Genomic DNA, 22364 nt, shown 5'->3' with positions numbered 1-22364 from the left:
GGGATTAACAATAAAATTAAGGTATTAAACCGTGTGGCATATGGCTACAAAAATTTCTATAACTATAAGTACCGTATTCTCATACACTTTAAGTACAAAGCCATTGATTCACAGAAGAAACAAGCACAAAATAAAACACACGCTCCGGTAGCTTAAATGCACCGAAAACGTGTGATATATAAATTTTAAATAATTGGTTAAAAATTCTCACCAACACGATTTAACAAAGAGCCTGTTTTGTTTAAAAGTTCTATTATTGAAATGACGTTAGTAAATAGTAGACTTTGTAAAAGGTTTAGCTTAGTCAGTAACCCTGCAGGTGATGTTTACATTGGAAAACCCTTAGCTCTTTTGAGCTAAGGGTTTTTGGTGTGGTTTGATACCTAATTATTATAATGTTAGCTTACTTTTTCTGATGCTGTTTGTTTAAATGCAGCCATGTTTTTCTTCATGACTAATGAAATGACTAGAGCGATTGATACGAGAACTGCGAAAATATAAAAGGCCATATCATAGCTCCCAGTTGAATCATTAATAAACGCAACGAGAAGGGGGCCAAAAATACCAGCTGCTGACCAGGCGGTAAGCAGAAGACCATGGATCGCTCCGAGTTGACGCGTACCAAATAAATCACTAATAAAGGCAGGGAGAAGGGCGAAGCTACCACCGTACATTGATACGGTAATAAAGATCAATACTTGTAGCAACAACGCATTCGTCACATTTGGCAGTGTTAACATAACGAGAAGTTCAACACCGAAAAACATCATGAATACGTTACTACGTCCTAAGATATCTGAGAAGGCAGACCAACCAATACGGCCACCACCATTAAATAATCCCATGATTCCTACCATCGCTGCAGCAGCAGTGACAGACATACCCGCTTTATCTTGCGCAAGCGGTGATGCCGCAGAAATCAACATGATTCCTGTTGAAATATTAATGAACATCATCACCCATAGTAACCAAAAGCGCGTCGTACGAATTGCTTCACTAGCATTTAATTGTTGTAGGCTGTCTTGACTTACTCTAGGTTTTTTAGCCTTTTTGCCGTTACTAGTACTAGTAGCTGATTTAGGAGACCAGTTTTCTGGCGGCTTAACGATATAACTTGCACCACTAAGCATCAGTACAAGATAAATGGATGCCATAATAAAAAACGTGTTGGACAGGCCAACCGTTTTAATTAAGTTTGTGATAATTGGTGCTGCAATTAATGAACCGGCACCAAAACCCATAACAGCCATTCCGGTTGCTAAACCACGACGATCTGGAAACCATTTTACTAAGGTGGACACTGGCGAGATATAACCTAAGCCAAGTCCGATTCCTCCAACAACACCATATCCAAGATAAAATAATGGAATTGAGGATAAGTACATTGCAAGACCTGTAATTAATTGGCCGCTTGCAAAGAATATGGCAGCGATTGTTGCTGATTTACGCGGTCCCCATTTTTCGACGAAACGTCCAAAAGTTGCCGCTGATGTTCCGAGTAATGCGATGGCAATAGTGAATGAAACAGTAACTGTTTTGTCACTCCAACCAAGTTGTTCGACAATCGGATATTTTAATACGCTATAAGCGTACACCGAGCCAATTGATAGATGTATGGCGATAGCTGATAAAGCTATAAGCCAGCGATTCTTTTTCATGATAACCTCCATCGTTATCAAACCACAACCACTGGATATACTATATCAGATTTGTTCATGTGAATCAGTGAACAATTTGTGAACTTTATGTGAAACTTTAAAAAATATGATTAAAAGATAAAAAAGAGGGTAATATCTACGTTTAAATAAAAAAATCCATCCTTATATGGATGAATTTAACAATTTTTTTAGTGGCTTCTACTTAGAGAAAAGAAATAACCAAGAAGTGCTTACATGGAAATCATTCAGTAAAGCTTCTAATTATAATGTGTCGGGAACAGAAACGATTTTTTCTTGATTAGAATAAACATTTACTAACTTAATTGTCCAATTATTTGTCTCTGCATTAAAATTGATTGAAGTGATAACAAACAAGCGTGCAGGATGTTGTTTGTGTTGTTCAAATACAGTTTGAATGACCTCTTTTTCATTCTTTTTTGCATGGTTAGGTTGTTTAGGTGTATAGGTTTCAAATGATTTGATTGTTGATCGTCGTGGATAATAGTTTTTTTTCGTGTCGTCATAATAAACATCGACTTTGTCACCAACTTCTAACGGTTCAGGCGGGTTAGAAAACCAGATGAGCTCGTAATAAGTATCGACGCCGCCAGTAGACGATAAATCTTTTGCTGTTTCAGCTTGGATGAGAATCCTTTCATCTTTTCGATTAATAATATAACCGGTTAGACGAGAAGAGGGGCTATGGATCAACAGGGTGAGTAAAACGAATCCTGTTAATGTACAGAGGAGATAAATCAATCGTCTTTTCATCTGGTATCAACCTTTCTTTTGATCTCTACCAAATAAGACGTGATGTGCAAGCATGAGGTTACAATATTTTGAATATTTTTAAAGGAATATGGGAAACTAAAAGACATGCAATAAAAAAGATCAACCATTTGATCGGTTGATCTTTAATAATTAATTGATTAATGATTGAAGTGGAGCAGGAATACGTCCACCACGTTTGATCATTTTTTCTGAGCTAAATGGTTTAACACCAATGATGGGGGCACGACCAAGCAGTCCGCCAAATTCAACCATTTCACCTTCTGCTTTACCAATAACGGGAATTACACGGACAGCAGTGGTTTTCTTATTGATCATGCCAATTGCAGCTTCATCAGCAATAATGGCAGAGAGCGTTTCAGGTGTAGCATTCCCAGATAAAGCAATCATATCTAATCCAACCGAACAAACACAAGTCATTGCCTCTAGTTTATCAAGTGTCAGTGAACCGTCTTGGATCCCCCGGATCATCCCGTTATCTTCTGATACAGGAATAAATGCACCACTTAATCCACCTACATAAGAACTAGCCATTGCGCCACCTTTTTTGACAGCATCATTCATTAACGCGAGCGCTGCAATGGTCCCGTGCGTTCCAACACTTTCAAGTCCGATTTCTTCTAATATTTCAGCAACACTATCATTCATCGCATTGGTTGGTGCTAATGATAAATCCATAATGCCAAACGGAACATCTAAACGTTCAGCAACAACGCGTCCAAGTAGTTCACCTGCGCGGGTGATTTTAAAGGCTGTCTTTTTAATCACGTCGGCCACTTCGCCTAAGTCGGCATCAGGGTAGCGTTTCAAAGCATGAAGGACAACGCCTGGGCCACTTACGCCAACGCTTAATACAACTTCGCCTTCTCCGGAGCCATGAAAAGCACCAGCCATAAACGGATTGTCTTCTACAGGGTTGCAAAAGGCAACGAATTTTGCGCAACCAATGCTGTTCTCATCTTTGGTTAATGCTGCGGTTTCGCTAATGACATGCCCAAGTTTTCGAACGGCATCCATGTTGATACCGGCGCGCGTTGAGCCAATCGAGACAGAACTGCAGACACGCTTTGTTTCAGCTAAGGCGCGAGGAATGGCGTCAAGTAGCGTTTCATCGCCTTTGGTCATGCCCTTATGTACTAAAGCAGAATATCCACCAATAAAGTCAACACCAGTTTTTTCAGCAGCCTTATCTAAGACTTTTGCCAACTCAATCGCTTGTTCAACGGTAGCTTTTCCTAATATTTCTGCGATCGGCGTAATTGAAATACGCTTATTTACAATAGGGATTCCATATTCTTTTTCAACCTGTTCTGCAACAGGTTTTAAATTGAGCGCATAATCGACAATTTTGTTATAAACGTTGTCTTTTACTTTCTCAAAATCAGAGTCTTGACAATCACGGAGACTAATGCCCATGGTGACTGTTCTAATATCTAAGCTTTCCATCTGGACCATGCGAATGGTCTCTTGTATTTCTGTCTGGTGAATAGCCATTTTCCGATTCCTCCTTATTATATACGGTGCATGGCTTGGAATACATCTTCAAGCTGAACACTAATTGTTAAATTCATCTCATCTTCTATTGCTTGGAAATTCTCTAATAAATCATCTAGACGTTCTTTATCTTTCATTTCAACTAGCATCATCATTGTGAAGTAATCTTGTAGAATTGTTTGTGAAATGTCATGGATATTCATTTCGTGTGTGGCAAGTACGTTCGTTACTTTTGAAATAATGCCAACCTGGTCTTTCCCTACTACGGTTACTACTGCGCGTTTTTGCATGTCCTTCACCTCATTATAATATTTGGATAATAAAAAAAAGACTGGAGTATCGTCCAATCTTAGAAAACGTGACAACAAAACATATCCATGTGCTATCTGTTGTCTTCTGTCCGTTTACCTGAGATTGTGAATCCTTCGGTGCCGCAACTCGCGGGCTCTCCAGAAGTTGCTCCCATTATAGTGTCATCCATAATGATCCTTGCGACTTATATGTTAGATACAGAGTATCAGTAATTGCAATTTTCGTCAATATCAAGTTATGAGACAACGCGAAGACCTTAATAAATTGGATGAGGGGGAAACGCTTAGTGACTAAGCGTTTCCCCCTCTTTTGGAAATTAGGTAAAATAATTAAGTTTAACTTTTAATACTTGCCGCGGTATACATCCACCTGGAACGTTTTAACTTAAACGATATGAACCCTACCTCTTTCATATCCTTACGACTCTATAGTCGATCCAGTGTGAATAAGTCTTGCTTATTAAATCAATCATTCGCATTGATCTTTTTTCTATTATTCTTATCGTGCCTTATAAACATTTTGAAAACATTTGAAGCAGATGCCAGAATTTTACCTTGTCTTTTTTTCAAGACAAATTACATTATCTCGTATATTGTTTGATTTGTCAATTGAAATCATTCGAAAAACTAGTGCATCCCTTGAGAATTTGATATAGTAGAAAAGAGGCGAAGGGGGAAGGAATTTATGACAACAGGCATACGTTTGATTGCTTTAGATTTAGATGGAACATTGGTCGGTCATGGCGAAAGTGAAGTGTCTGAGCGGCTAAAGCGAGCTGTGAAAAAAGCGCAAGCGAATGGAATCGAGGTCGTGATTGCGACAGGTCGTCACTTTTCAACGAGTCGCTCGATAGGCGAAACACTCGGTGTCGATTATATGGTGACATTAAATGGAGGAGAAGTACGAAATATCGATGGATCACTTATTCATCGGCAAGCGATCGATATTGAGACTGTGGAAGAGATTGTGAAAATATATGACACGGTTGATAGTCATTACTGGCTTGTCTCTAATCAGGCTGTGTACCAACGTGCGTTACCTGGAGATTATCAATCACATGAATGGATTAAATTTGGATTCGATATTACAGATGATAGAAAGCGGATGGAATTGACTGATTTCTTTACCGCATTTGAAACGTTAGAAGTTACAAATTCAAGCGAAACAAATATTGAACTCAATCGAAAAGGTACACACAAACAAGCGGCTATTCAATACTTGTTGGATGAGCGTGGGATTGATGTATCGATGGTAATGGCGATGGGTGATAGTATGAATGATTACTCAATGATTCAATCTGCTGGTTTTGGTGTAGCGATGGGAAATGCTCAAGAAGCGGTGAAGGCTATGGCAGATTATATTACTGATAGTTATGATCAAGATGGTGCTGCTAAAGCAATTGAGAAAATACTCAAAGATTAGTACTCGGCTTATAATGTTAAGTTCATAAAGCAATGGGATTCGCGACTGTCGCTGGCATGATTAATGTGAGAAAAAAATGAATTTTTAAAAAATTCATTTGCATCTCACACTTTTCTGTTATAAGTTAGTAGAGTGGGGGAAACGTGTAAAGGTAGAATGTTTGCGCATTTACTGAATTCCACGTATGATAGAATTAGAATTACATAGATAAAGGAGCTAAAATAATGACAAAACAAAACTTTGGTGTTATTGGCCTTGCGGTCATGGGTAAAAATCTAGCCTTAAATGTAGAGAGTCGTGGTTATAGCGTTTCTGTTTTTAACCGGACGTATAAAAAAACAGAGAACTTTATGGCAGATGAAGCAAAAGGGAAGAACTTTTACGGTGCAGAAACAATTGAAGAGTTTGTTGATTCACTAGAAAAACCACGTAAGATCATGTTAATGGTTCAAGCAGGTAAAGCAACAGATGCTACGATTGGTAAACTTCGCCCATTATTAGATGATGGTGATATTATTATTGATGGGGGTAACACATTCTTCCAAGATACGATTCGTCGTAATAAAGAACTTGATGAATCTGGCATTCACTTTATTGGTACAGGTGTATCTGGTGGTGAAGAAGGTGCGCTTAAAGGGCCTTCAATTATGCCAGGTGGACAAAAAGAAGCGTATGATCACGTTGCGCCTATTTTAGAAGCTATTTCTGCGAAAGTAGATGGTGATTCTTGTGTCACTTATATTGGACCAAACGGCGCTGGTCACTATGTGAAAATGGTGCATAATGGAATCGAATATGGTGATATGCAATTAATCAGTGAAGCTTACTTTATGATGAAGAATATTTTAGGACTATCAGCAGAAGAATTACACGAGGTCTTTAAAGACTGGAATCAAGGTGAACTTGATTCATACCTTATTGAGATTACAACAGATATCTTTAAGAAAAAAGATGATGAAACAGGTAAGCCGATGGTGGATGTTATTCTCGATACCGCAGGTCAAAAGGGAACCGGTAAATGGACAAGTCAAAGTGCTTTAGATTTAGGTATTCCTTTACCAGTCATCACTGAATCAGTTTTTGCTCGTTTCATTTCTGCTCTTAAAGATGAGCGGGTTAAAGCAAGTAAAATTTTATCAGGTCCTAGTGCGCAAGATACACCGTACGAGGGTGATAAAGATGAACTAGTTGAAGCGATTCGCCAAGCGTTATACATGAGTAAGATTACATCATATGCTCAAGGTTTTGCACAAATGCGCACTGCTTCTGAAGAGTATGATTGGAATCTTGACTTTGGTGAAATAGCGATGATTTGGCGCGGCGGTTGTATCATCCGGGCGCAGTTCTTACAAAAAATCAAGGAAGCTTATGACCGTGACAAAGCAATTGCAAACCTTATGCTCGATGATTACTTCAAAGGTATTGTTGAAGAATATCAAACATCATTGCGTAAAGTACTGTCAATTGCAATGGAACGTGGGATCCCGGTACCAGGTTTTGCGAGTGCTCTCGCTTATTATGACAGTTATCGCACGGAAACCTTACCAGCTAACTTAATTCAAGCACAGCGAGATTATTTTGGTGCTCATACGTACCAACGTCTTGATAAAGAAGGTATCTTCCATACCGAATGGTTAGAAAAATAAAATAAATTGATTAAATCCCCAACAAATTGATCAATCTGTTGGGGATTTACTTGGTTTTAATCAATTATTTACAAAGAACGAACCCTTCACCATGATTATCCGGTGAAGGGTTCGTTTGATTAATGAAATTATGTTATGTCTAACAGCATTCCCACCATTTAAAACCGTCTTTTTCTAATAGTTTATCAGCGGCATCAGGACCATTGGTACCTGATTCATAATTTGGAAAGTCTGCTTTTTGTTTCTCCCAGACATCAGTGATTTTATCAACAAATTGCCAAGACAAGGCAACTTCTGTTGCGTGAACAAAACTGGTAGAATCACCATTTAGACAATCATTAATTAAGTTTTCGTAAGCTTCTGGGCTTTCTAACCCTTCATCTTTTTTATCATAACTTAAACTAATTGGGGTACTCGTTGTTTCATAATCAGTCTTCTTAGCATTTAGATGGAGAGTGATACCTTCATCTGGCTGTACGTTAATGACGAGTAAGTTCGGATCAATTGTATCACCTTTATCTTTATAAAGGTTAATGGGTAAGTCTTTAAACTGTACAATAATTTTTGTTGATTTTTCTTTCATGCGTTTCCCGGTTCGTACATAGAACGGGACCCCGGCCCAACGGAAGTTATCAATCATGAATTTACCTGCAACGAACGTTTCGGTGTTAGAATCTTCTTCAACGCCATTACTTTCTCGGTAAGAATCAACCGTCTCACCATCAATTTGACCGTGATCATATTGGCCACGAACAAAATAGTCGTTAATCTCGTCTGCTTTTAAGTCGCGCAAGCTGCGTAATACTTTAACTTTTTCATAGCGGATCTCATCTGGTTGTAAACGCGCAGGTGGTTCCATGGCGAGTAACGAGACCATCTGGAGCAAGTGATTTTGAACCATATCACGTAAAGCGCCAGATCCGTCGTAATAGCGGCCACGCTCTTCAACGCCGAGAACTTCACTTGATGTTATTTGTACATTCGCAATGTACTGGTTATTCCAAAGGGGTTCAAACATAGCGTTAGCAAACCGAACAATCTCAATGTTCTGTACCATTTGTTTCCCTAAGTAGTGATCAATTCTAAAAATTTGATCTTCATCAAATGCCTGTCCAATTTGTTTGTTGAGCTTATCTGCCGTGTCAAAATTATGACCAAATGGTTTTTCAATTACTAGACGTGACCAACCAGGATTGTCAGTCAAACCTTGTGATTTTAAATTTGCGGCGATTGGTCCGAAGAAATTAGGTGCCATTGCCATATAAAATAAGCGATTGCCACCGGCATCATGTTTCTGATCGAGTTCCTTAATGAAGTTATCAAGTTTTTGATACTCTGATAAGTGTTGAGCGTCAAAAGGATTGTAGTGAAAATGAGATGCAAATTCATCGTGATCAAGTGCATCATCTTTAAATTCTTCAATTGATGCTTTTACATTATTTCTGAAATCTTCATTTGTAAGTGGTCGTCTTGCGACGCCGACTACTGCAAAATGCTTAGATAATTTGTTGTTACGATATAATCGATATAATGATGGGTATAATTTTCGGTTCGCTAAGTCCCCTGTCGCTCCGAAAATAACGATTACTGCTCTTGGCGTTTCTTTTGTCATTGACTTTAACTACCTCTCTTTTATGAAAATTTTAAAAATGTATGTATAAATGAATTCTATTTATAACATACCACTTTCATGCTATTAGATAAACCATTTTACATTTAGACGTAATAAAAGTTATACTTTTAAATGGTGATTACGTTCTATATTATCACGTATTCAGAAAATAACAAATAGTTTTACAATTATACAGGAGGATTTTATGAAAAAATATGCAGGTTATCTGATTGATTTAGATGGTACCGTTTATAATGGCACAGAACGAATTGACGCCGCGGTTCAGTTTGTGAAAGAGCTTAATCGTTTGCAGCTTCCTTATCTATTTTTAACAAATAATTCGACGAAGCATCCGAAAGATGTAGCGAAGAAGTTAATGGAAATGGACATTCAAGCCACTGAAGAGCAAGTCTTTACGACGAGCATGGCAACTGCTCAGTATGTGAAGGAGCATTACCCGAATAAAAGAATTTACCCAATTGGTGAAGAAGGGCTGCATAAGGCAATTGCATCCGCTGACCTTACCGTTGCTGAAACGGATATTGATGTCGTTGTAATGGGATTAGATCGAGAAATCACTTACGAAAAGTTAGCGATTGGCGCACTGGCGATTCGTAATGGTGCTACTTTTATTGCGACAAATGGTGATGTTGCACTCCCTAGTGAGCGAGGCTTTCTTCCGGGGACGGGTTCAATCATTTCTGTGTTATCCGTTACCACGGGGGTTGAACCTAAATTCATCGGTAAGCCGGAAGCGATTATTGTTGAACAAGCGTTAGCTGTATTAGGCACGAAAAAAGAGGATACCTTAATGATTGGTGATAATTATGACACTGATATTTTAGCAGGAATTAATGCTGGGATAGATGCTTTACTTGTGCTTACGGGTGTAACAACAAAGGAAGACTTAACGGCAATTGATGTTAAACCAACCTATACGATTGACAGTTTAACAGAATGGAAACTCTAAGGAGGTAACTCAAGTGGCGATTCAATACGAAATTATTGAACAGATCGGTGTCATCTCAAAAGGTTCAAGCGGTTGGCAAAAAGAACTCAACCTTGTTTCTTGGAATAATCGGCCCGCAAAATATGATTTACGTGATTGGTCAGATAATCATGAAAAGATGGGGAAAGGTGTGACGCTATCGGAAGAAGAAGTGAAGGCATTAAAAAAACTTCTTCAAACACTGGAGTAAGTCGTACCAAAGAGTGAAGTTCGCATGTCGAGACATGCTTAAGATTGCAAGAAAGAGGGTATATGAGTCTATAGAAGAACACGAGGAGGATGAAGTATGTTCAAAAAATTATTTGGTAAAGAAGAGAAAGTTGATAAAGAGGTGTTAGTATCACCAGTAACTGGAGAAGCAGTAGAAATTACCGAGGTACCCGATCCAACGTTCTCGGAAAAGATGATGGGCGATGGTATTGCGTTTAAACCAACAGATGGTGAATTTGTCGCACCCATAGCTGGAGAAATTGTTAATCTATTTCCAACAAAACATGCGATTGGAATTAAGTCTAAAGCGGGAGTGGAATATTTAATTCACATTGGTCTCGACACGGTTATGTTAGATGGTGAAGGGTTTACTGCGCACGTGAGTCAAGGGGATAAAGTAGAGGTAGGTCAGAAACTGATTACGGTAGATCTAGATTTTATCGCTGAAAAAGCCAATACGATTACACCGCTTGTCATCACGAGTGATATTGCTTCGATTGACAAGCAGGTGAATCAAACAGTCATCAAAGGTGAAACAGAAGTGCTAACTGTTCATTTATAAGAAATGTTAGGAAAAAAAGCTTGGTATTTAGCCAAGCTTTTTTACTATCTGAATTTGTTTTATCGCTTCACGCGTACCAATCGCAATTGCCTCTAGAGGTGAATCAGCAATTGTCACTGGCACATGTAAGTGCGATTCTAACCACGGCTTAATACCATTGGTCAGGGCACCCCCACCGGTAAGCGTAATGCCTTGTTCAACTAAATCGCCGCTAAGTTCTGGAGGGGCTTGTTCAATCGTCTGATGAATAGTAAGGAGGATTGAATCAAAGGTATCTACAAGCGCGCGTTTAACATCGTAAGAAGACAAGGTCACATGTTTAGGTAGCCCAGTAAGTAGATCACGACCGCGGACGTCCATCGTTTCTTCAGTATGTTCGATAGGAGCATAGCCAATTGTTTGCTTGATAATTTCAGCCGTTTGTTCGCCCAATAGGACATTAAAATTTTCTTTTACATAGTGAATAATTGTTTCATCCATCGCATCCCCAGCCAGGCGAAGTGAGCGTGAAGTAACAACCCCACCATATGAAATTAAAGCAACCTCTGTTGTACCACCGCCAATGTCAACAATCATATGACTGATAGGTTTTTCAATTGGTAAACCGGCACCGAGTGCTGCAGCAACGGGTTCTTCAATGATGTGCACCTTTTTTGCACCATAGGCCTCAATTGCATTTTCAATTGCGCGTTTTTCAACGGCAGTACTTCCTGTAGGTGCGCAAACAATGACAGTTGGTTTACGCATCGCTTTGCCGAGCTCTTTACTAATCCGTTTGAAAATGATTTTTAACATTTGAACGGTGATGTCAAAATCGGCAATCACGCCATCCTTTAACGGTCGGATGGTTTCAATGTTTTGTGAGGTTTTTCCAACCATAACACTTGCTTCTTTACCTATCGCTTTAACGTGTTGCGTGCGTCGATCGACCGCAACCACTGCAGGTTCGTTAAAGACAATTCCTTTTTCTTTTGTGTAAACCAATATATTTTTAGTGCCTAGGTCAATCCCAATGGTCATTGATTGAAATATCATAGTGCCTCCTTTATCGTGCTGTCGAAATGGTTTTGTTTGACGAGGATTTTCCGTTTGTAAGGTCTGGATGTTCGTGGTTCAGTGTATCATTGCTTGAGCGTTTCAAACAAAAGAACAAAGCACTAGTTCCTAAAAATAGTAGATTTGCTTCACGAATGCGCGACTTTCTTATATAATAGACGATATCGCTTGAGAGAAAGAGGAGAGAAGTATGAAAACATTTTGGATTTATACATATGCCGTTTTACTTGTCGTCAAGTCAATTCCGCAATTGATTAAGGTAAAAAAAATGAACGACCAACCTTTTGAAAAGAAAGCATGGACAATTCATCAGACAGCGGTAGATATCTGTACAAAAGCCATTAGAGAAACCAAGTCAAACGTAATGGTTCAAGGTTTAGAAAACTTACCAGAGGGACCGGTGTTGTTTGTAAGTAACCATCAAAGTTTATTCGATATTTTATTGTTTCTCGGTTATATTAATCGTCCAATAGGCTTTATCGCAAAAAAAGAAATAAAAAAGATTCCGCTTATTAATGCTTGGATGGAAGAAATGCAATGTGTTTTTATTGATCGCAGCAATCGTCGAAGTGCGCTTAAAGTTATTGACGATGGTGTAGAGAGTCTCGAAAAAGGACAATCGATGGTGGTGTTTCCTGAGGGAACACGCTCAAAAGATGGTAGTATTCAACCGTTTAAATCAGGAAGTCTCAGACTTGCCACACGTGCCAATGTACCAATTGTACCAGTAGCCATTAAGGATACCCGTTATATGCTAGAAGCAAATGATGGGAAAATCAACGCAGCAAATATTGAATTATTAGTAGGAACACCGATCATGCCAGAGACATACCAATCATTGAAAGCAACTAAAATTGCTGATAGGGTATACCGAGAGGTGCTTGAGATGTTAGGGCATGAACTTCCTAAATCAAAAGCAACTGAAACTAATGCTTAGCACAGTGTCTTAGTGGACGCATGATGATTAAGAGGTACCTGATCAGAAGCGAAATTTTAGAGTCATAACAAGTGTTAAGAAAGATCAAAATTAAAATTTTTAAAAATTATGTCGATATATAAGAGTGATTGTTTAGCTAGACATCAAGAATAGACAAACATGTGAAGGACTTTTTATTCATTTAAAGCTTTGTATCTTAAAGTTATTTAGGTATAATGGATGAAAGTGATTTGCAAATACTAAACAAAAGGTGACGCTATGACATTGAATGCTATGACTGAACTATTTAATCAGAAAACACTATCGGAAACATTAGCGCAATTTACAGATAACATAGATTTAAAACAAAAACTCGAAACGGTCATTGATAGCTACATAAAAAGTCAAGTTTTTACTGTTGATGCGTTGAACGAAACGGTAAGTCGAGCTTTTCACACGCTTATGATTGATAAGGAAGGCTATATTACATATATAGATAAGGATTTTTGTGAAAAATTAGGTTACGAAGAAGAAGATTTATTAAATCATCATTATCGCATTTTGCATGCAGGCGTCCATGATGACCAATTTTATAATGATCTTTGGCAATCCTTACAAAAAGGGAATTGGTGGCAGGGGGACATTTGTACCTCATCAAAAGATAATGAGGTTTTTTGGTACCGGACAACGATCTTACCGATGCAGAATGAGAGCGACGAAAAGACTCAATTTGTTGTATTTCGGACCGACATTACTGATGTCAAACGTAACGATAAGCGAATCATTGAACAATTAGATGATGATTACCGTAAAGTCCTGGGACAACTAATGAACTTAACTTTTCGTATTCATCAAGATAAAGAAACACATGCGTACCAATTCCGGTTGTTTGAAGGGAAACTGGTGCGGAAATTAAGTGGCTCGCACGAGACCTTTGTCACGCCTGAAGCCGTTTTCTTTAATGACGAGAAAGAACTCTTAGATGTGCACTTTACACAAGCTTTTGGTGGTGAATCTGTTAGTTTCAAACATCAATATCAAGATGCAGTTCTGTATACTACCCTTACCCCGATTTTTGAAGGGGATATGGTGATTGAGGTGGTTGGTTCTTCAAGTGATGTTACATCGTTAGAAGAAGCGAAACACAAGGCGCGACGACTGACATACTATGATTCATTAACCGAGTTGCCCAATCGAAACAAATTTAGGGAAGATCTAAAGGCAACTGTTCACCACCATCGCGAAGGACAATTTGCTGTGGCCTTTTTAGATATTGATCGGCTTAAATACATTAATGATTCATTAGGTGAAACCATAGGGGATCAAGTTATTGATGTGATTTCAAAACGAATTGATACCTGTCTTTCTGGTAAAGGCACCCTTTATCGCTATGGTGGCGATGAGTTTGCTTTGCTAATTCATGCTGAAAATTCAACCATTGCCCGTTTAGCTGACAAAATATTAAAAGACATTAAACAGCCAATTGTTATTCAGGGCCATGAATTTTTTGTAACAGCGTCAATTGGCATCAGTGAATATAATCAAGATGCTTTTAATGTTCATGAACTGGTTAAGCATGCCAGTGTAGCGGTTCACTACGGAAAAGTAAATGGGCGCAATGCTCGCCTTTTCTATACTGAACAAATGAATGAAGACTATCATGAAGTCTTAGTGCTCGATGCAGATATACGAAAAGCACTTCAGCGTAATGAATTTGAACTTTACTACCAACCACAAATTGATGTAACATCGGGTGATGTCATTGGTTTAGAAGCGTTGATTCGTTGGCATCATCCGAAAAAAGGCCCAATATCACCTGCGAAATTTATTCCGCTTGCTGAGGAGAGTGGTGTGATTACTCAAATTGGCGAATGGGTCATAAATGAAGCCTGTCGTCAACACCGCGAATGGGTTAATCAAGGGTTTGTACCGATTCGTATTGCTGTCAATGTATCAGCAATTGAGTTGCAACGTGTTGATTTTGCTGATCAAGTTGCTGAAATTATGCACCAGACAAAAATGGATCCACGTTATTTAGAAATTGAAATCACTGAAAATAGTGTCATGCAGAATACTGAAGATTGTATTCAGACAATGAATACCTTGAAACAAATGGGCATCTCGCTTTCAATTGATGATTTTGGAACGGGGTACTCATCATTTGGTTATTTGAAGCAATTCCCAATTCAGTATTTAAAAATAGATCAATCATTTATTCGCAGCGCTTTGAAAGAACAGAGTAGTGCTGCCATCGTCAAAGCGATGATTCAGCTTGCTCATAATTTTGGTTTGAAAGTTATTGCAGAAGGTGTGGAAGATAAGGATATTTTGCACCTGCTTCAACTTGAAAGTTGCGATTACTACCAGGGATATTATTTCAGTCGTCCAGTAGCAGCTCAAGTCGTTCAAGATAATGTATTAAAACGTAAAATTAATTAATGTATCTCGGATTATATAAAGCTATTGAAATCATATGTATAATGTTTAGAATAGTAGGCAGACAGGTATATTAATAACTGTCTGCTTCTTTATATCTCAAACCCAACAGTTAAAGAATTTTACGAGAATAGGCATAGAATGAAAGAAAAGGTGGTATAACTATGATAAAGGTTCTCTTTGTTTGTTTAGGAAATATCTGTCGTTCACCAATGGCAGAAGCATATTTTAGACACTTGGTCACACAACAAGGTTATCAAAATAAATTCGAGATTGACTCAAGTGGTATCGGTGATTGGCATGCAGGTAAGCCGCCATACCAAGGTACACAGAAAAAGTTAGATGAGCAGGGCTTTTCCTATGAGGGTATGTATGCGCGCAAAATAACTTTTGAAGACTTAGATGCTTTTGATTACATTGTTGTAATGGATAATCAAAACTTAGCTGATTTAAAAAGTCTAAGGCATGAAGCGCCGAAAGCACGTGTTTTTAAATTACTGGATTTTGTTACTGAACTTAACGAAGAAGAAGTACCAGATCCTTACTACACGGGTAATTTTGATGAGACCTACCGGCTAGTTGAAGCGGGGTGTCATGCGTTATTTAATTTGATCAAAAGCGAACAAGATCTATCAAAATGAAAAATAAGAGGTGCAGTTAAATGAAAAAGAATTTCTTTATGTTAAAGATGATAGGGATTGGTGCAGTGAGTGGTGCGTTAATTAGTTTGTTAGATCCGGAAGTTCGAAAAGATTGTAAAGAAACGATACGTTCGTGTAAAAAACAGGTGACCTATTCCATTGAACACCCGGCTGAGATGATGGGCTATTGTCGTGAGGGTTTAGATGTGGTAACTAATGTAACGAAAGATACTTTAGATATGACGATCTATGCCATGGATAAATTGGAAGATGTGATTGATAACATCGATATAAAATAGTGAACAAAGGAAGTGAGTCTCATGCCTTCATTTAATTTTGGGAAAATAAAGAAATTCGCAATCGATCTATTCAAAAATTTCACAGAAGATGAAGTGCCAGGACTAGCTGCGCAAATGTCTTATTTCTTTCTCTTAGCGCTCTTTCCTTTACTGATTTTTCTTGTAACTTTAGTCGGCTACTTGCCTATTGATCATCAAGCATTATTAGAGACAATGAGTGGGCTCGTTCCGGCTGATTCAATGGCCTTGATTGAATCAAACCTAGAACAAGTCGTCGATTCAAGTGGTGGTGGCTTATTATCTGTAGGGATTATTGGTACACTATGGTCAGCTTCCAATGGGATAAAAGCCATTATGCAATCGCTCAATAAGGCCTACGATGTTGAAGAGAATCGCTCATTTCTTGTAGGGCGATTAATCGCTATTTTGTTACTGATTTCAATGTTAATTTTAATTATCGTTGCGCTACTGCTGCCAATATTCGGGCGAGCAATTGGTATCTATGTCTTCTCATTCTTTGATGCTTCTGATCGCTTTATTGATATTTGGAATACGTTACGATGGGTCATTTCATCCTCAATCTTCTTTATTGTATTCATGTATCTCTACCGATTAGCACCGAATGCGAAAGTGCATTTAAAAGATGTTATTTATGGTGCACTATTTGCCACGATTGGCTGGCAATTAGTATCCTTCGGTTTTAGTTTTTATGTTAATAACTTTGGTAACTACTCAGCGACTTATGGAAGTCTAGGTGGGGTTATCATCCTCATGTTTTGGTTTTATTTATCAGGAATTATCATTATTACAGGCGGAGAAATAAATGCATTAACCGCTCGTTATCGAGGACGGATTAATAAGAAGGACAAACGCAAGCTTAATAAATCAAAAAAGCTGCCTGACAAGGAGAGAACATCCGATAATAAGCGTGAAGCAAGTGATCATGCGTTGATGGTGCGAAAAGAACATCATTTAGTAAAGCAGAAAAGGCAAAAAAACAAGAAAAAATAAGAAGAACCCTTAATTGTTTTCAGTGAACTAACAATTAAGGGTTCTTTTGTGTTAAGGAATATCTTGTTGATGCGTAAAGACTATTTATCACGGTAATCTAATGGGATTACTTCAATAAACGTAGACCGTTCAAGATGACTAAAATGGTGCTCCCTTCATGTCCAATAACGCCTAAAGGTAAGTTAATTAATTGGAAGAGATTAGAGATGATGAGTAAAATAATAACTGAAACAGAAAAGAATATATTTTGTTTAACGATCCGATTCATCCTTTTAGATAAAGATATCAAATCAAGCATTTTTTCTAGCTTATTTTTAATCAAAACAATATCAGCAGTTTCTAACGCTACATCGGTACCAGCTCCCATCGCTACACCGATATTTGCGGTAGCAAGTGCAGGCGCATCGTTAATGCCGTCTCCAACCATGATAACCGTTTTGTATTTTTCTTTTAACTTTTTTAACGCGGTTACCTTATCTTCAGGCATACAGCTGGCAACATATTCATCAATATTGACTTCTTTAGCAATTGCTTCAGCAGTTTTCTCATTGTCTCCTGTCAGCATGACTGGATGTAACCCAAGTGCTTTAAAGCGTTTGATTGCATCAATGGTGTCCTGTCTAATTTCATCCTTCAAAGCAATAATAGCAACAACTTCGTTAGCTCGTGTGAGGTAGACGAGTGTTTTCGCTTCTTCCTTTAAATTATTAGCTTGTGATTGGTACCAAGGTTCTTGATGCGATTCCTCAAAAAGTTTTTCATTTCCAATCGCCCAGGTATCACCGGCAATCGTAGCTTCAACACCTTTACCAGTAATTTCGCTCATTTCCTCAACAGCATCAATTAAACGGGTATCAATGGTTTGTTTTGCATAACGAATCATTGCTTCAGCTAGTGGATGGGTTGAGCCTTTTTCAATTGCAACAATTCGTGCAAGTACCTCTTTTTCATCTTGATTGTCGCTTAAAATCATATCCGTGACTTCTGGGTGACCAACGGTTAGAGTGCCGGTTTTATCAAAGGCAACCGCTGTTGCAGATTCTAAATTTTCTAAGTGCATCCCACTTTTGATAAGCATGCCTTTTCGCGCTGCATTTGATAGAGATGAAAGGGTTGCTGGCGTAATCGAAGCGACGAGTGCACAAGGCGAAGCAACAACAAGTAGGATCATGGCCCGGTAAAAGGTTTCATTCCAACTCCAGCCAACAACAAATGGTGGTGCTACCATCATAATCGCCGTAAAAATTAAAACTGCATAGACATAAATATTTTCAAATTTCTCAATAAATTGTTGAGCCGGTGATTTTTCGTTTTGAGCAGTACGGACCAACTCAAGTATTTTTTGGACGAAGGATTGACTGCTGTCTGTTGTTACCTTAACGGTTAAACTACCCCCTGCATTCATCGTCCCCGTATAGACGTCATCATCAATGGATTTTTCAACAGGAATCGATTCTCCAGTCAGCGCGCTTTCATCGATAGAAGTTTTACCTTTCACGATCGTGCCATCAGCAGCAATGCGTTCACCTGACTTGATAAAAATGTAATCCCCAATTTCTAGTTGGTCGACGGTGACTGTCTCTTCTTTCCCGTCTTTAATCCGTAAAGCTGTATCCGGTTGTAAATGCATCAGTTGTGACAAATCACGTTCACTTTTTTGCATGGTATAGGTTTCGAGTGCACCAGATAAAGAGAAAATGAAAATAAGAATTGCCCCTTCAGCCCAGTAACCAATAATTGCTGATCCGATAGCAGCTAAGATCATTAATAATTCAACATTTAATGTTCTATCTTTAAGTGTTTCAGTAATGCCTTCTTTAGCTTTGGCATACCCACCAATTAAGAAAGCAAAAATATTCAATGAGATATAAACGGTAGATGGAAGTTCTGATTTTAACCCCCAAGCAACCAAAATCAAGCTCCCGCTTATAATGGCACAAATCAGTTCAATATGTTTTTTGAATAGTACAGCTAAAGGGTGATCTAATTGAGAATGACTATTATTTTTATTTGTATTTGTTTTAATTGTTTCTTGCATAACTAATCCCTCGCATTCTAATTGAGAATCGTAATCACTTAATGGTTTGTAAATGTTTGTGTATAAAGGATTTATTAAATTATTTAAATAATAATTATTATAATTTAATTATAACAAACTGTTTTCGGAATACAAGTTAAATTATTAAAGTCAAGGGAGTAATATGACTATTCTGTGACAATTGATAAGCGTTATCATACGTGTTGTTTTATAACAGAAGCGAAAAAAATAATAGTACAGTTAAGTTTTTTGGTTGATTTCGCCTGAGAGACCTGTTATATTAACTACAGACAATTAACGTCAGAATATTTAAAAAGGGGATGCAAGCATTGAAAAAAATATTAACATTACTATTGGTTGTTCTAATAAGTCTTGTTGCATGTCAAAGTAACGATGATGCTTCGACTGAAACAACTAAAGACGAAAATACAACAAATCAATCAGAGGAATTAACACTTTGGGAGACGATACAAGAAGAAGGCGAAATGACTGTTGCAACTTCAGGAACCCTAATTGCTGCTTCATACTATGATGATAACGATGAGTTAACTGGTTATGACGTTGAAGTTGCAAGAGAAGTTGCGAATCGTTTAGGTGTCGATGTTAGTTTTGAGATAATGGGCATTGATGGTATGTTGCCGGCAATTGATTCAGGCCGAATTGATCTAGCGGCAAACGATATTGAAATAACCGACAACCGTAAAGAATCATTTGATTTTTCTGATCCATATAAATACTCTTATTCAACAATGGTTGTTCGCGAAAGTGATTATTCAGATATTCACTCACTTGAAGATTTAGAAGGTAAGATTGCTGGCGGTGGTGCGACAACGATTTATTCGCAAATTGCTGAACATTTTGGTGCAGAAGTAAAAACTTATGGTAACGCTGGAAATGAGGCTTACTTAAGTGATGTTTCAAATGGTCGTAGTGACGTAGTTATTAACGACTTCTATTTAATCAGTTTTGGAGTTGCTGCCTTTCCAGACTTCGACATTATGATCCATCCAGATTTGAAGTTTCATCCAACTGAACAGGGTCTAGTGATGAAAAAAGGCGAAACGGATTTCCAACAAGCGATTAATGAAGTGCTTACTGAGATGCGTGAAGACGGGACGTTAACGGAGATAGCAGAAACGTTTTATCAACAAGACGCTTCGAAAAAACCAGAAGAAGAAGTTGAAGAAATTGACGGACTAGATATCTAAAACAGTGTAGGGAGGGGTGGTCATGTGCTAACGCTAGGTTTTTTTGACGTAGACAAAGCGATTGATAATTTACCGTTAATTCTATCAGGGTTTCCAATGACCATCTATGTTTCCTTTTTAAGTATGGCAGTAGGACTTATTCTGGGATTGCCGCTTGCATTAATGCGCAGTTCACGCTTTAAACTATTGCGATGGCCAACCCGTGTATATATTTCATTTATGCGTGGTACACCTGTGCTTGTGTTGTTATTCATTATCTACTTTGGATTACCCTCTGTTGATATTGAATTTACTGCTTTTCAAGCAGCTGTAATTGGGTTTGGTTTTAATTCAGCTGCTTATATCGCAGAAGTGAATCGCGCAGCGATTAACAGCGTTGATGATGGTCAATGGGAAGCAGCATATTCATTAGGTTTAACCTATCCCCTTGCTGTTACAGGTGTTATACTGCCGCAAGCGATGCGGATTGCGATACCACCCCTTACAAATATATTTCTTGATCTCGTTAAGGCTAGTTCATTGGCGGCGGTCATTACAGTACCAGAACTGTTTCAGAAAACACAAATTGCTAGTGGAAGGTCGTATGACTTTTTAACGATGTATATATTGGTTGCTTTATTGTATTGGCCACTTTGTGTCGTCATCGCCTTTGTGCAAGAACGTTTAGAGATATATTTTACACGCTTTATTAATAAGAAAATCTATTAACAAGACGCCATGCGGAGTTTGCATGGCGTCTTGTTAATCTTATAAATATTTATAGTGAATGCGACAGCTTTAACTTTCAGGCAAGATGCTTTTTCTTAGAAAAGATTACGGTTATAATAAATAACGTACCCGACAAACTGTAAAATAGTGACGTGTTTGGGAATAAGTCGATAAATAAACCACCAAAGTATGGGCCTATCATACTGCCGATACTAAAAGCGATACCGCACATAATATTTCCAGCTGGTAGAAGCTGTCGCGGAAGAATATCCGTCATGAACGAAACCCCCATTGAAAATAGTGAACCAAGCAACATGCCACTAAGTAAAAATGTTAAGATTAAAACTGTAAAGGTGCCTTCAAACATGGCACCAAGTAAAAAGATGATTGAGCCGAACGCAGTTACAGTAAATAAGGTTTTTCCTCGACCAATCTTATCACTAAGCGCCCCTAATGGAACTTGAGTGAACAAGGTGGCAATTGAAAACAGGGGAATGATGAAAGCAATTGTATCGACATTATAGCCAATCCTAATCCCGTAGATAGGGAATATCCCGTGAAGGATAGCTTCTAAGACGCCATAAGTGAACGGCCCTAATAATGCGATCCAGGCGAGCTTTATCGTTAAGCCAAAACGTCCAATGGTTGATTGCACTTGGATTGTATGAATCCCATCATCGTTTTCAACCTGTTCATTATGAATGAACAGAACGAATCCCCAGGCAACCATACATAATAAGCCAGCTATAATGAAGGGAAAATTTTGATGGAGTTCAATAAATCGTAACATCGTTGGCCCAACTGAAAAACCAAGGCTGAAGAATAGTCCGTAAATCGCGATGATTTTCCCGCGTTTAAATTGCGGCGTGGTTGAAGTGATCCACGTTTGTGTGGCAAAGGTTAACATATGATCGCCAATACCGACTCCAAGCCGTAAAATGAACCAAAACCAAAGTGAGGGAAAGAGCGGAAATAGCAACAAGGAAACAAAGACTAAACCGCCACCAGTTAAAATCATTGGTTTATACCCGAATTTATGAAGAGGCTTTTCCATAAACGGTGACGCGATTAATACCCCTATATAAAGACCAGTGGCATGGAGACCGTTCATGCTTGAGGAGACACCCATGCCTTCTAGTAAAATGGCAAGTAATGGCAGTAACATCCCTTGCGTAAATCCTGAAATGGTAACGAAACTTATCAATATGTAAAAACGCATACGTGCTGAAAACATCTAAACTCACCTCAACTAAAAGATAGACAACAGTCTTACTTTAGTACGCAAATTATAAAAATACAATCTTTTTTTCGGAAATAGGCATATCTTTTTGCGAAAA

At 38.2% G+C, this 22364-nt stretch carries 21 protein-coding genes and 1 riboswitch; of the genes, 13 read left to right on the top strand and 8 right to left on the bottom strand.

Annotation, left to right across the window (positions count from 1 at the left end; all coding sequences use genetic code 11):
- On the top strand, positions 1 to 156 hold a 156-nt coding region (locus tag DES38_RS09345; protein ID WP_146206372.1), incomplete at its 5' end, for a transposase.
- Positions 157 to 398: 242 nt separating this feature from the next.
- Here DES38_RS09345 and DES38_RS09340 read toward each other — a convergent pair.
- From DES38_RS09340 to DES38_RS09325, 4 genes are all read right to left on the bottom strand, one after another.
- Positions 399 to 1658 (bottom strand): L-lactate MFS transporter, encoded by a 1260-nt coding sequence (locus DES38_RS09340; RefSeq protein ID WP_110251844.1) that lies wholly within the window; start codon positions 1656 to 1658, stop codon positions 399 to 401.
- Between the two features lie 261 nt (positions 1659 to 1919).
- Complete coding sequence (locus DES38_RS09335; protein ID WP_110251843.1) at positions 1920 to 2429, bottom strand: DUF3221 domain-containing protein; 510 nt, start codon at positions 2427 to 2429, stop codon at positions 1920 to 1922.
- Between the two features lie 150 nt (positions 2430 to 2579).
- Positions 2580 to 3941, bottom strand: a complete 1362-nt coding sequence (locus DES38_RS09330; protein ID WP_110251842.1) for a PFL family protein — start codon at positions 3939 to 3941, stop codon at positions 2580 to 2582.
- 17 nt (positions 3942 to 3958) lie between these two features.
- Positions 3959 to 4231, bottom strand: a complete 273-nt coding sequence (locus DES38_RS09325; RefSeq protein ID WP_110251841.1) for an ACT domain-containing protein — start codon at positions 4229 to 4231, stop codon at positions 3959 to 3961.
- A 96-nt stretch (positions 4232 to 4327) separates the two neighbouring features.
- Positions 4328 to 4404, bottom strand: a riboswitch (glycine riboswitch).
- Positions 4405 to 4937: 533 nt separating this feature from the next.
- Between DES38_RS09325 and DES38_RS09320 the strand changes: the two genes are divergently transcribed.
- Both DES38_RS09320 and gndA read left to right on the top strand, forming a co-directional pair.
- Entirely contained in the window at positions 4938 to 5675 is a 738-nt protein-coding gene (locus tag DES38_RS09320; RefSeq protein WP_110251840.1) for a Cof-type HAD-IIB family hydrolase, read from the top strand.
- A gap of 224 nt (positions 5676 to 5899) precedes the next feature.
- A complete protein-coding gene (gndA, locus tag DES38_RS09315; protein ID WP_110251839.1) occupies positions 5900 to 7321 on the top strand; it encodes an NADP-dependent phosphogluconate dehydrogenase in 1422 nt (473 codons plus the stop codon).
- Between the two features lie 139 nt (positions 7322 to 7460).
- Here the strand turns inward: gndA and zwf are convergent, their stop codons facing one another.
- Positions 7461 to 8933, bottom strand: a complete 1473-nt coding sequence (zwf, locus tag DES38_RS09310) for a glucose-6-phosphate dehydrogenase (protein ID WP_110251838.1) — start codon at positions 8931 to 8933, stop codon at positions 7461 to 7463.
- A 205-nt stretch (positions 8934 to 9138) separates the two neighbouring features.
- Between zwf and DES38_RS09305 the strand changes: the two genes are divergently transcribed.
- The 3 genes from DES38_RS09305 (at position 9139) to DES38_RS09295 (ending at position 10714) form a co-directional block, all read left to right on the top strand.
- Positions 9139 to 9903, top strand: coding sequence for a TIGR01457 family HAD-type hydrolase (locus DES38_RS09305; RefSeq protein ID WP_110251837.1), 765 nt, complete (start codon positions 9139 to 9141; stop codon positions 9901 to 9903).
- A 13-nt stretch (positions 9904 to 9916) separates the two neighbouring features.
- Complete coding sequence (locus DES38_RS09300; protein ID WP_110251836.1) at positions 9917 to 10132, top strand: YdbC family protein; 216 nt, start codon at positions 9917 to 9919, stop codon at positions 10130 to 10132.
- A gap of 96 nt (positions 10133 to 10228) precedes the next feature.
- Positions 10229 to 10714, top strand: a complete 486-nt coding sequence (locus DES38_RS09295) for a PTS sugar transporter subunit IIA (protein ID WP_110251835.1) — start codon at positions 10229 to 10231, stop codon at positions 10712 to 10714.
- A 27-nt stretch (positions 10715 to 10741) separates the two neighbouring features.
- On the opposite strand, the gene mreB is transcribed toward DES38_RS09295, so the two are convergent.
- Positions 10742 to 11746, bottom strand: a complete 1005-nt coding sequence (gene mreB / locus DES38_RS09290) for a rod shape-determining protein (RefSeq protein WP_110251846.1) — start codon at positions 11744 to 11746, stop codon at positions 10742 to 10744.
- Between the two features lie 214 nt (positions 11747 to 11960).
- Between mreB and DES38_RS09285 the strand changes: the two genes are divergently transcribed.
- The 5 genes from DES38_RS09285 (at position 11961) to DES38_RS09265 (ending at position 17073) form a co-directional block, all read left to right on the top strand.
- Entirely contained in the window at positions 11961 to 12707 is a 747-nt protein-coding gene (locus DES38_RS09285) for a lysophospholipid acyltransferase family protein (protein WP_110251834.1), read from the top strand.
- Between the two features lie 258 nt (positions 12708 to 12965).
- Entirely contained in the window at positions 12966 to 15125 is a 2160-nt protein-coding gene (locus DES38_RS09280) for a sensor domain-containing protein (RefSeq protein WP_110251833.1), read from the top strand.
- Between the two features lie 161 nt (positions 15126 to 15286).
- A complete protein-coding gene (locus DES38_RS09275; RefSeq protein WP_110251832.1) occupies positions 15287 to 15763 on the top strand; it encodes a low molecular weight protein-tyrosine-phosphatase in 477 nt (158 codons plus the stop codon).
- A gap of 20 nt (positions 15764 to 15783) precedes the next feature.
- On the top strand, positions 15784 to 16062 hold the full coding sequence (locus DES38_RS09270; protein ID WP_110251831.1) for a hypothetical protein: 279 nt from the start codon (positions 15784 to 15786) through the stop codon (positions 16060 to 16062).
- Between the two features lie 21 nt (positions 16063 to 16083).
- Complete coding sequence (locus DES38_RS09265; RefSeq protein WP_110251830.1) at positions 16084 to 17073, top strand: YihY/virulence factor BrkB family protein; 990 nt, start codon at positions 16084 to 16086, stop codon at positions 17071 to 17073.
- Positions 17074 to 17179: 106 nt separating this feature from the next.
- On the opposite strand, the gene DES38_RS09260 is transcribed toward DES38_RS09265, so the two are convergent.
- Positions 17180 to 19111, bottom strand: a complete 1932-nt coding sequence (locus tag DES38_RS09260) for a heavy metal translocating P-type ATPase (protein ID WP_110251829.1) — start codon at positions 19109 to 19111, stop codon at positions 17180 to 17182.
- A 320-nt stretch (positions 19112 to 19431) separates the two neighbouring features.
- Here DES38_RS09260 and DES38_RS09255 point away from each other — a divergent pair, with 320 nt between their 5' ends.
- Together DES38_RS09255 and DES38_RS09250 are read left to right on the top strand one after the other, a co-directional pair.
- Positions 19432 to 20319: a transporter substrate-binding domain-containing protein gene (locus tag DES38_RS09255; RefSeq protein ID WP_110251828.1), complete on the top strand. Its 888-nt coding sequence runs from the start codon at positions 19432 to 19434 to the stop codon at positions 20317 to 20319.
- 24 nt (positions 20320 to 20343) lie between these two features.
- Complete coding sequence (locus DES38_RS09250; protein ID WP_110251827.1) at positions 20344 to 21027, top strand: amino acid ABC transporter permease; 684 nt, start codon at positions 20344 to 20346, stop codon at positions 21025 to 21027.
- Between the two features lie 76 nt (positions 21028 to 21103).
- On the opposite strand, the gene DES38_RS09245 is transcribed toward DES38_RS09250, so the two are convergent.
- Positions 21104 to 22261 carry an MFS transporter gene (locus DES38_RS09245; RefSeq protein WP_110251826.1) on the bottom strand — a complete coding sequence of 386 codons (1158 nt, stop codon included), beginning with the start codon at positions 22259 to 22261 and terminating at the stop codon, positions 21104 to 21106.
- Positions 22262 to 22364 lie beyond the last annotated feature (103 nt).

Origin of the sequence: Streptohalobacillus salinus (assembly GCF_003201605.1) — a bacterium.
GTDB classification, from domain to species: Bacteria; Bacillota; Bacilli; order Bacillales; family Amphibacillaceae; genus Streptohalobacillus; species Streptohalobacillus salinus.
The sequence above is the reverse complement of the archived record's forward strand: the minus strand, read 5'-3'. Positions and strand labels throughout refer to the sequence as shown.

Coding starts and splice junctions, on each gene's coding strand:
- DES38_RS09340 (WP_110251844.1), bottom strand. CDS start 1,658: ATGAAAAAGAATCGCTGGCTTATAGCTTTATCAGCTATCGCCATACAT.
- DES38_RS09335 (WP_110251843.1), bottom strand. CDS start 2,429: ATGAAAAGACGATTGATTTATCTCCTCTGTACATTAACAGGATTCGTT.
- DES38_RS09330 (WP_110251842.1), bottom strand. CDS start 3,941: ATGGCTATTCACCAGACAGAAATACAAGAGACCATTCGCATGGTCCAG.
- DES38_RS09325 (WP_110251841.1), bottom strand. CDS start 4,231: ATGCAAAAACGCGCAGTAGTAACCGTAGTAGGGAAAGACCAGGTTGGC.
- DES38_RS09320 (WP_110251840.1), top strand. CDS start 4,938: ATGACAACAGGCATACGTTTGATTGCTTTAGATTTAGATGGAACATTG.
- gndA (WP_110251839.1), top strand. CDS start 5,900: ATGACAAAACAAAACTTTGGTGTTATTGGCCTTGCGGTCATGGGTAAA.
- zwf (WP_110251838.1), bottom strand. CDS start 8,933: ATGACAAAAGAAACGCCAAGAGCAGTAATCGTTATTTTCGGAGCGACA.
- DES38_RS09305 (WP_110251837.1), top strand. CDS start 9,139: ATGAAAAAATATGCAGGTTATCTGATTGATTTAGATGGTACCGTTTAT.
- DES38_RS09295 (WP_110251835.1), top strand. CDS start 10,229: ATGTTCAAAAAATTATTTGGTAAAGAAGAGAAAGTTGATAAAGAGGTG.
- DES38_RS09285 (WP_110251834.1), top strand. CDS start 11,961: ATGAAAACATTTTGGATTTATACATATGCCGTTTTACTTGTCGTCAAG.
- DES38_RS09280 (WP_110251833.1), top strand. CDS start 12,966: ATGACATTGAATGCTATGACTGAACTATTTAATCAGAAAACACTATCG.
- DES38_RS09275 (WP_110251832.1), top strand. CDS start 15,287: ATGATAAAGGTTCTCTTTGTTTGTTTAGGAAATATCTGTCGTTCACCA.
- DES38_RS09270 (WP_110251831.1), top strand. CDS start 15,784: ATGAAAAAGAATTTCTTTATGTTAAAGATGATAGGGATTGGTGCAGTG.
- DES38_RS09265 (WP_110251830.1), top strand. CDS start 16,084: ATGCCTTCATTTAATTTTGGGAAAATAAAGAAATTCGCAATCGATCTA.
- DES38_RS09260 (WP_110251829.1), bottom strand. CDS start 19,111: ATGCAAGAAACAATTAAAACAAATACAAATAAAAATAATAGTCATTCT.
- DES38_RS09255 (WP_110251828.1), top strand. CDS start 19,432: ATGCAAGCATTGAAAAAAATATTAACATTACTATTGGTTGTTCTAATA.
- DES38_RS09245 (WP_110251826.1), bottom strand. CDS start 22,261: ATGTTTTCAGCACGTATGCGTTTTTACATATTGATAAGTTTCGTTACC.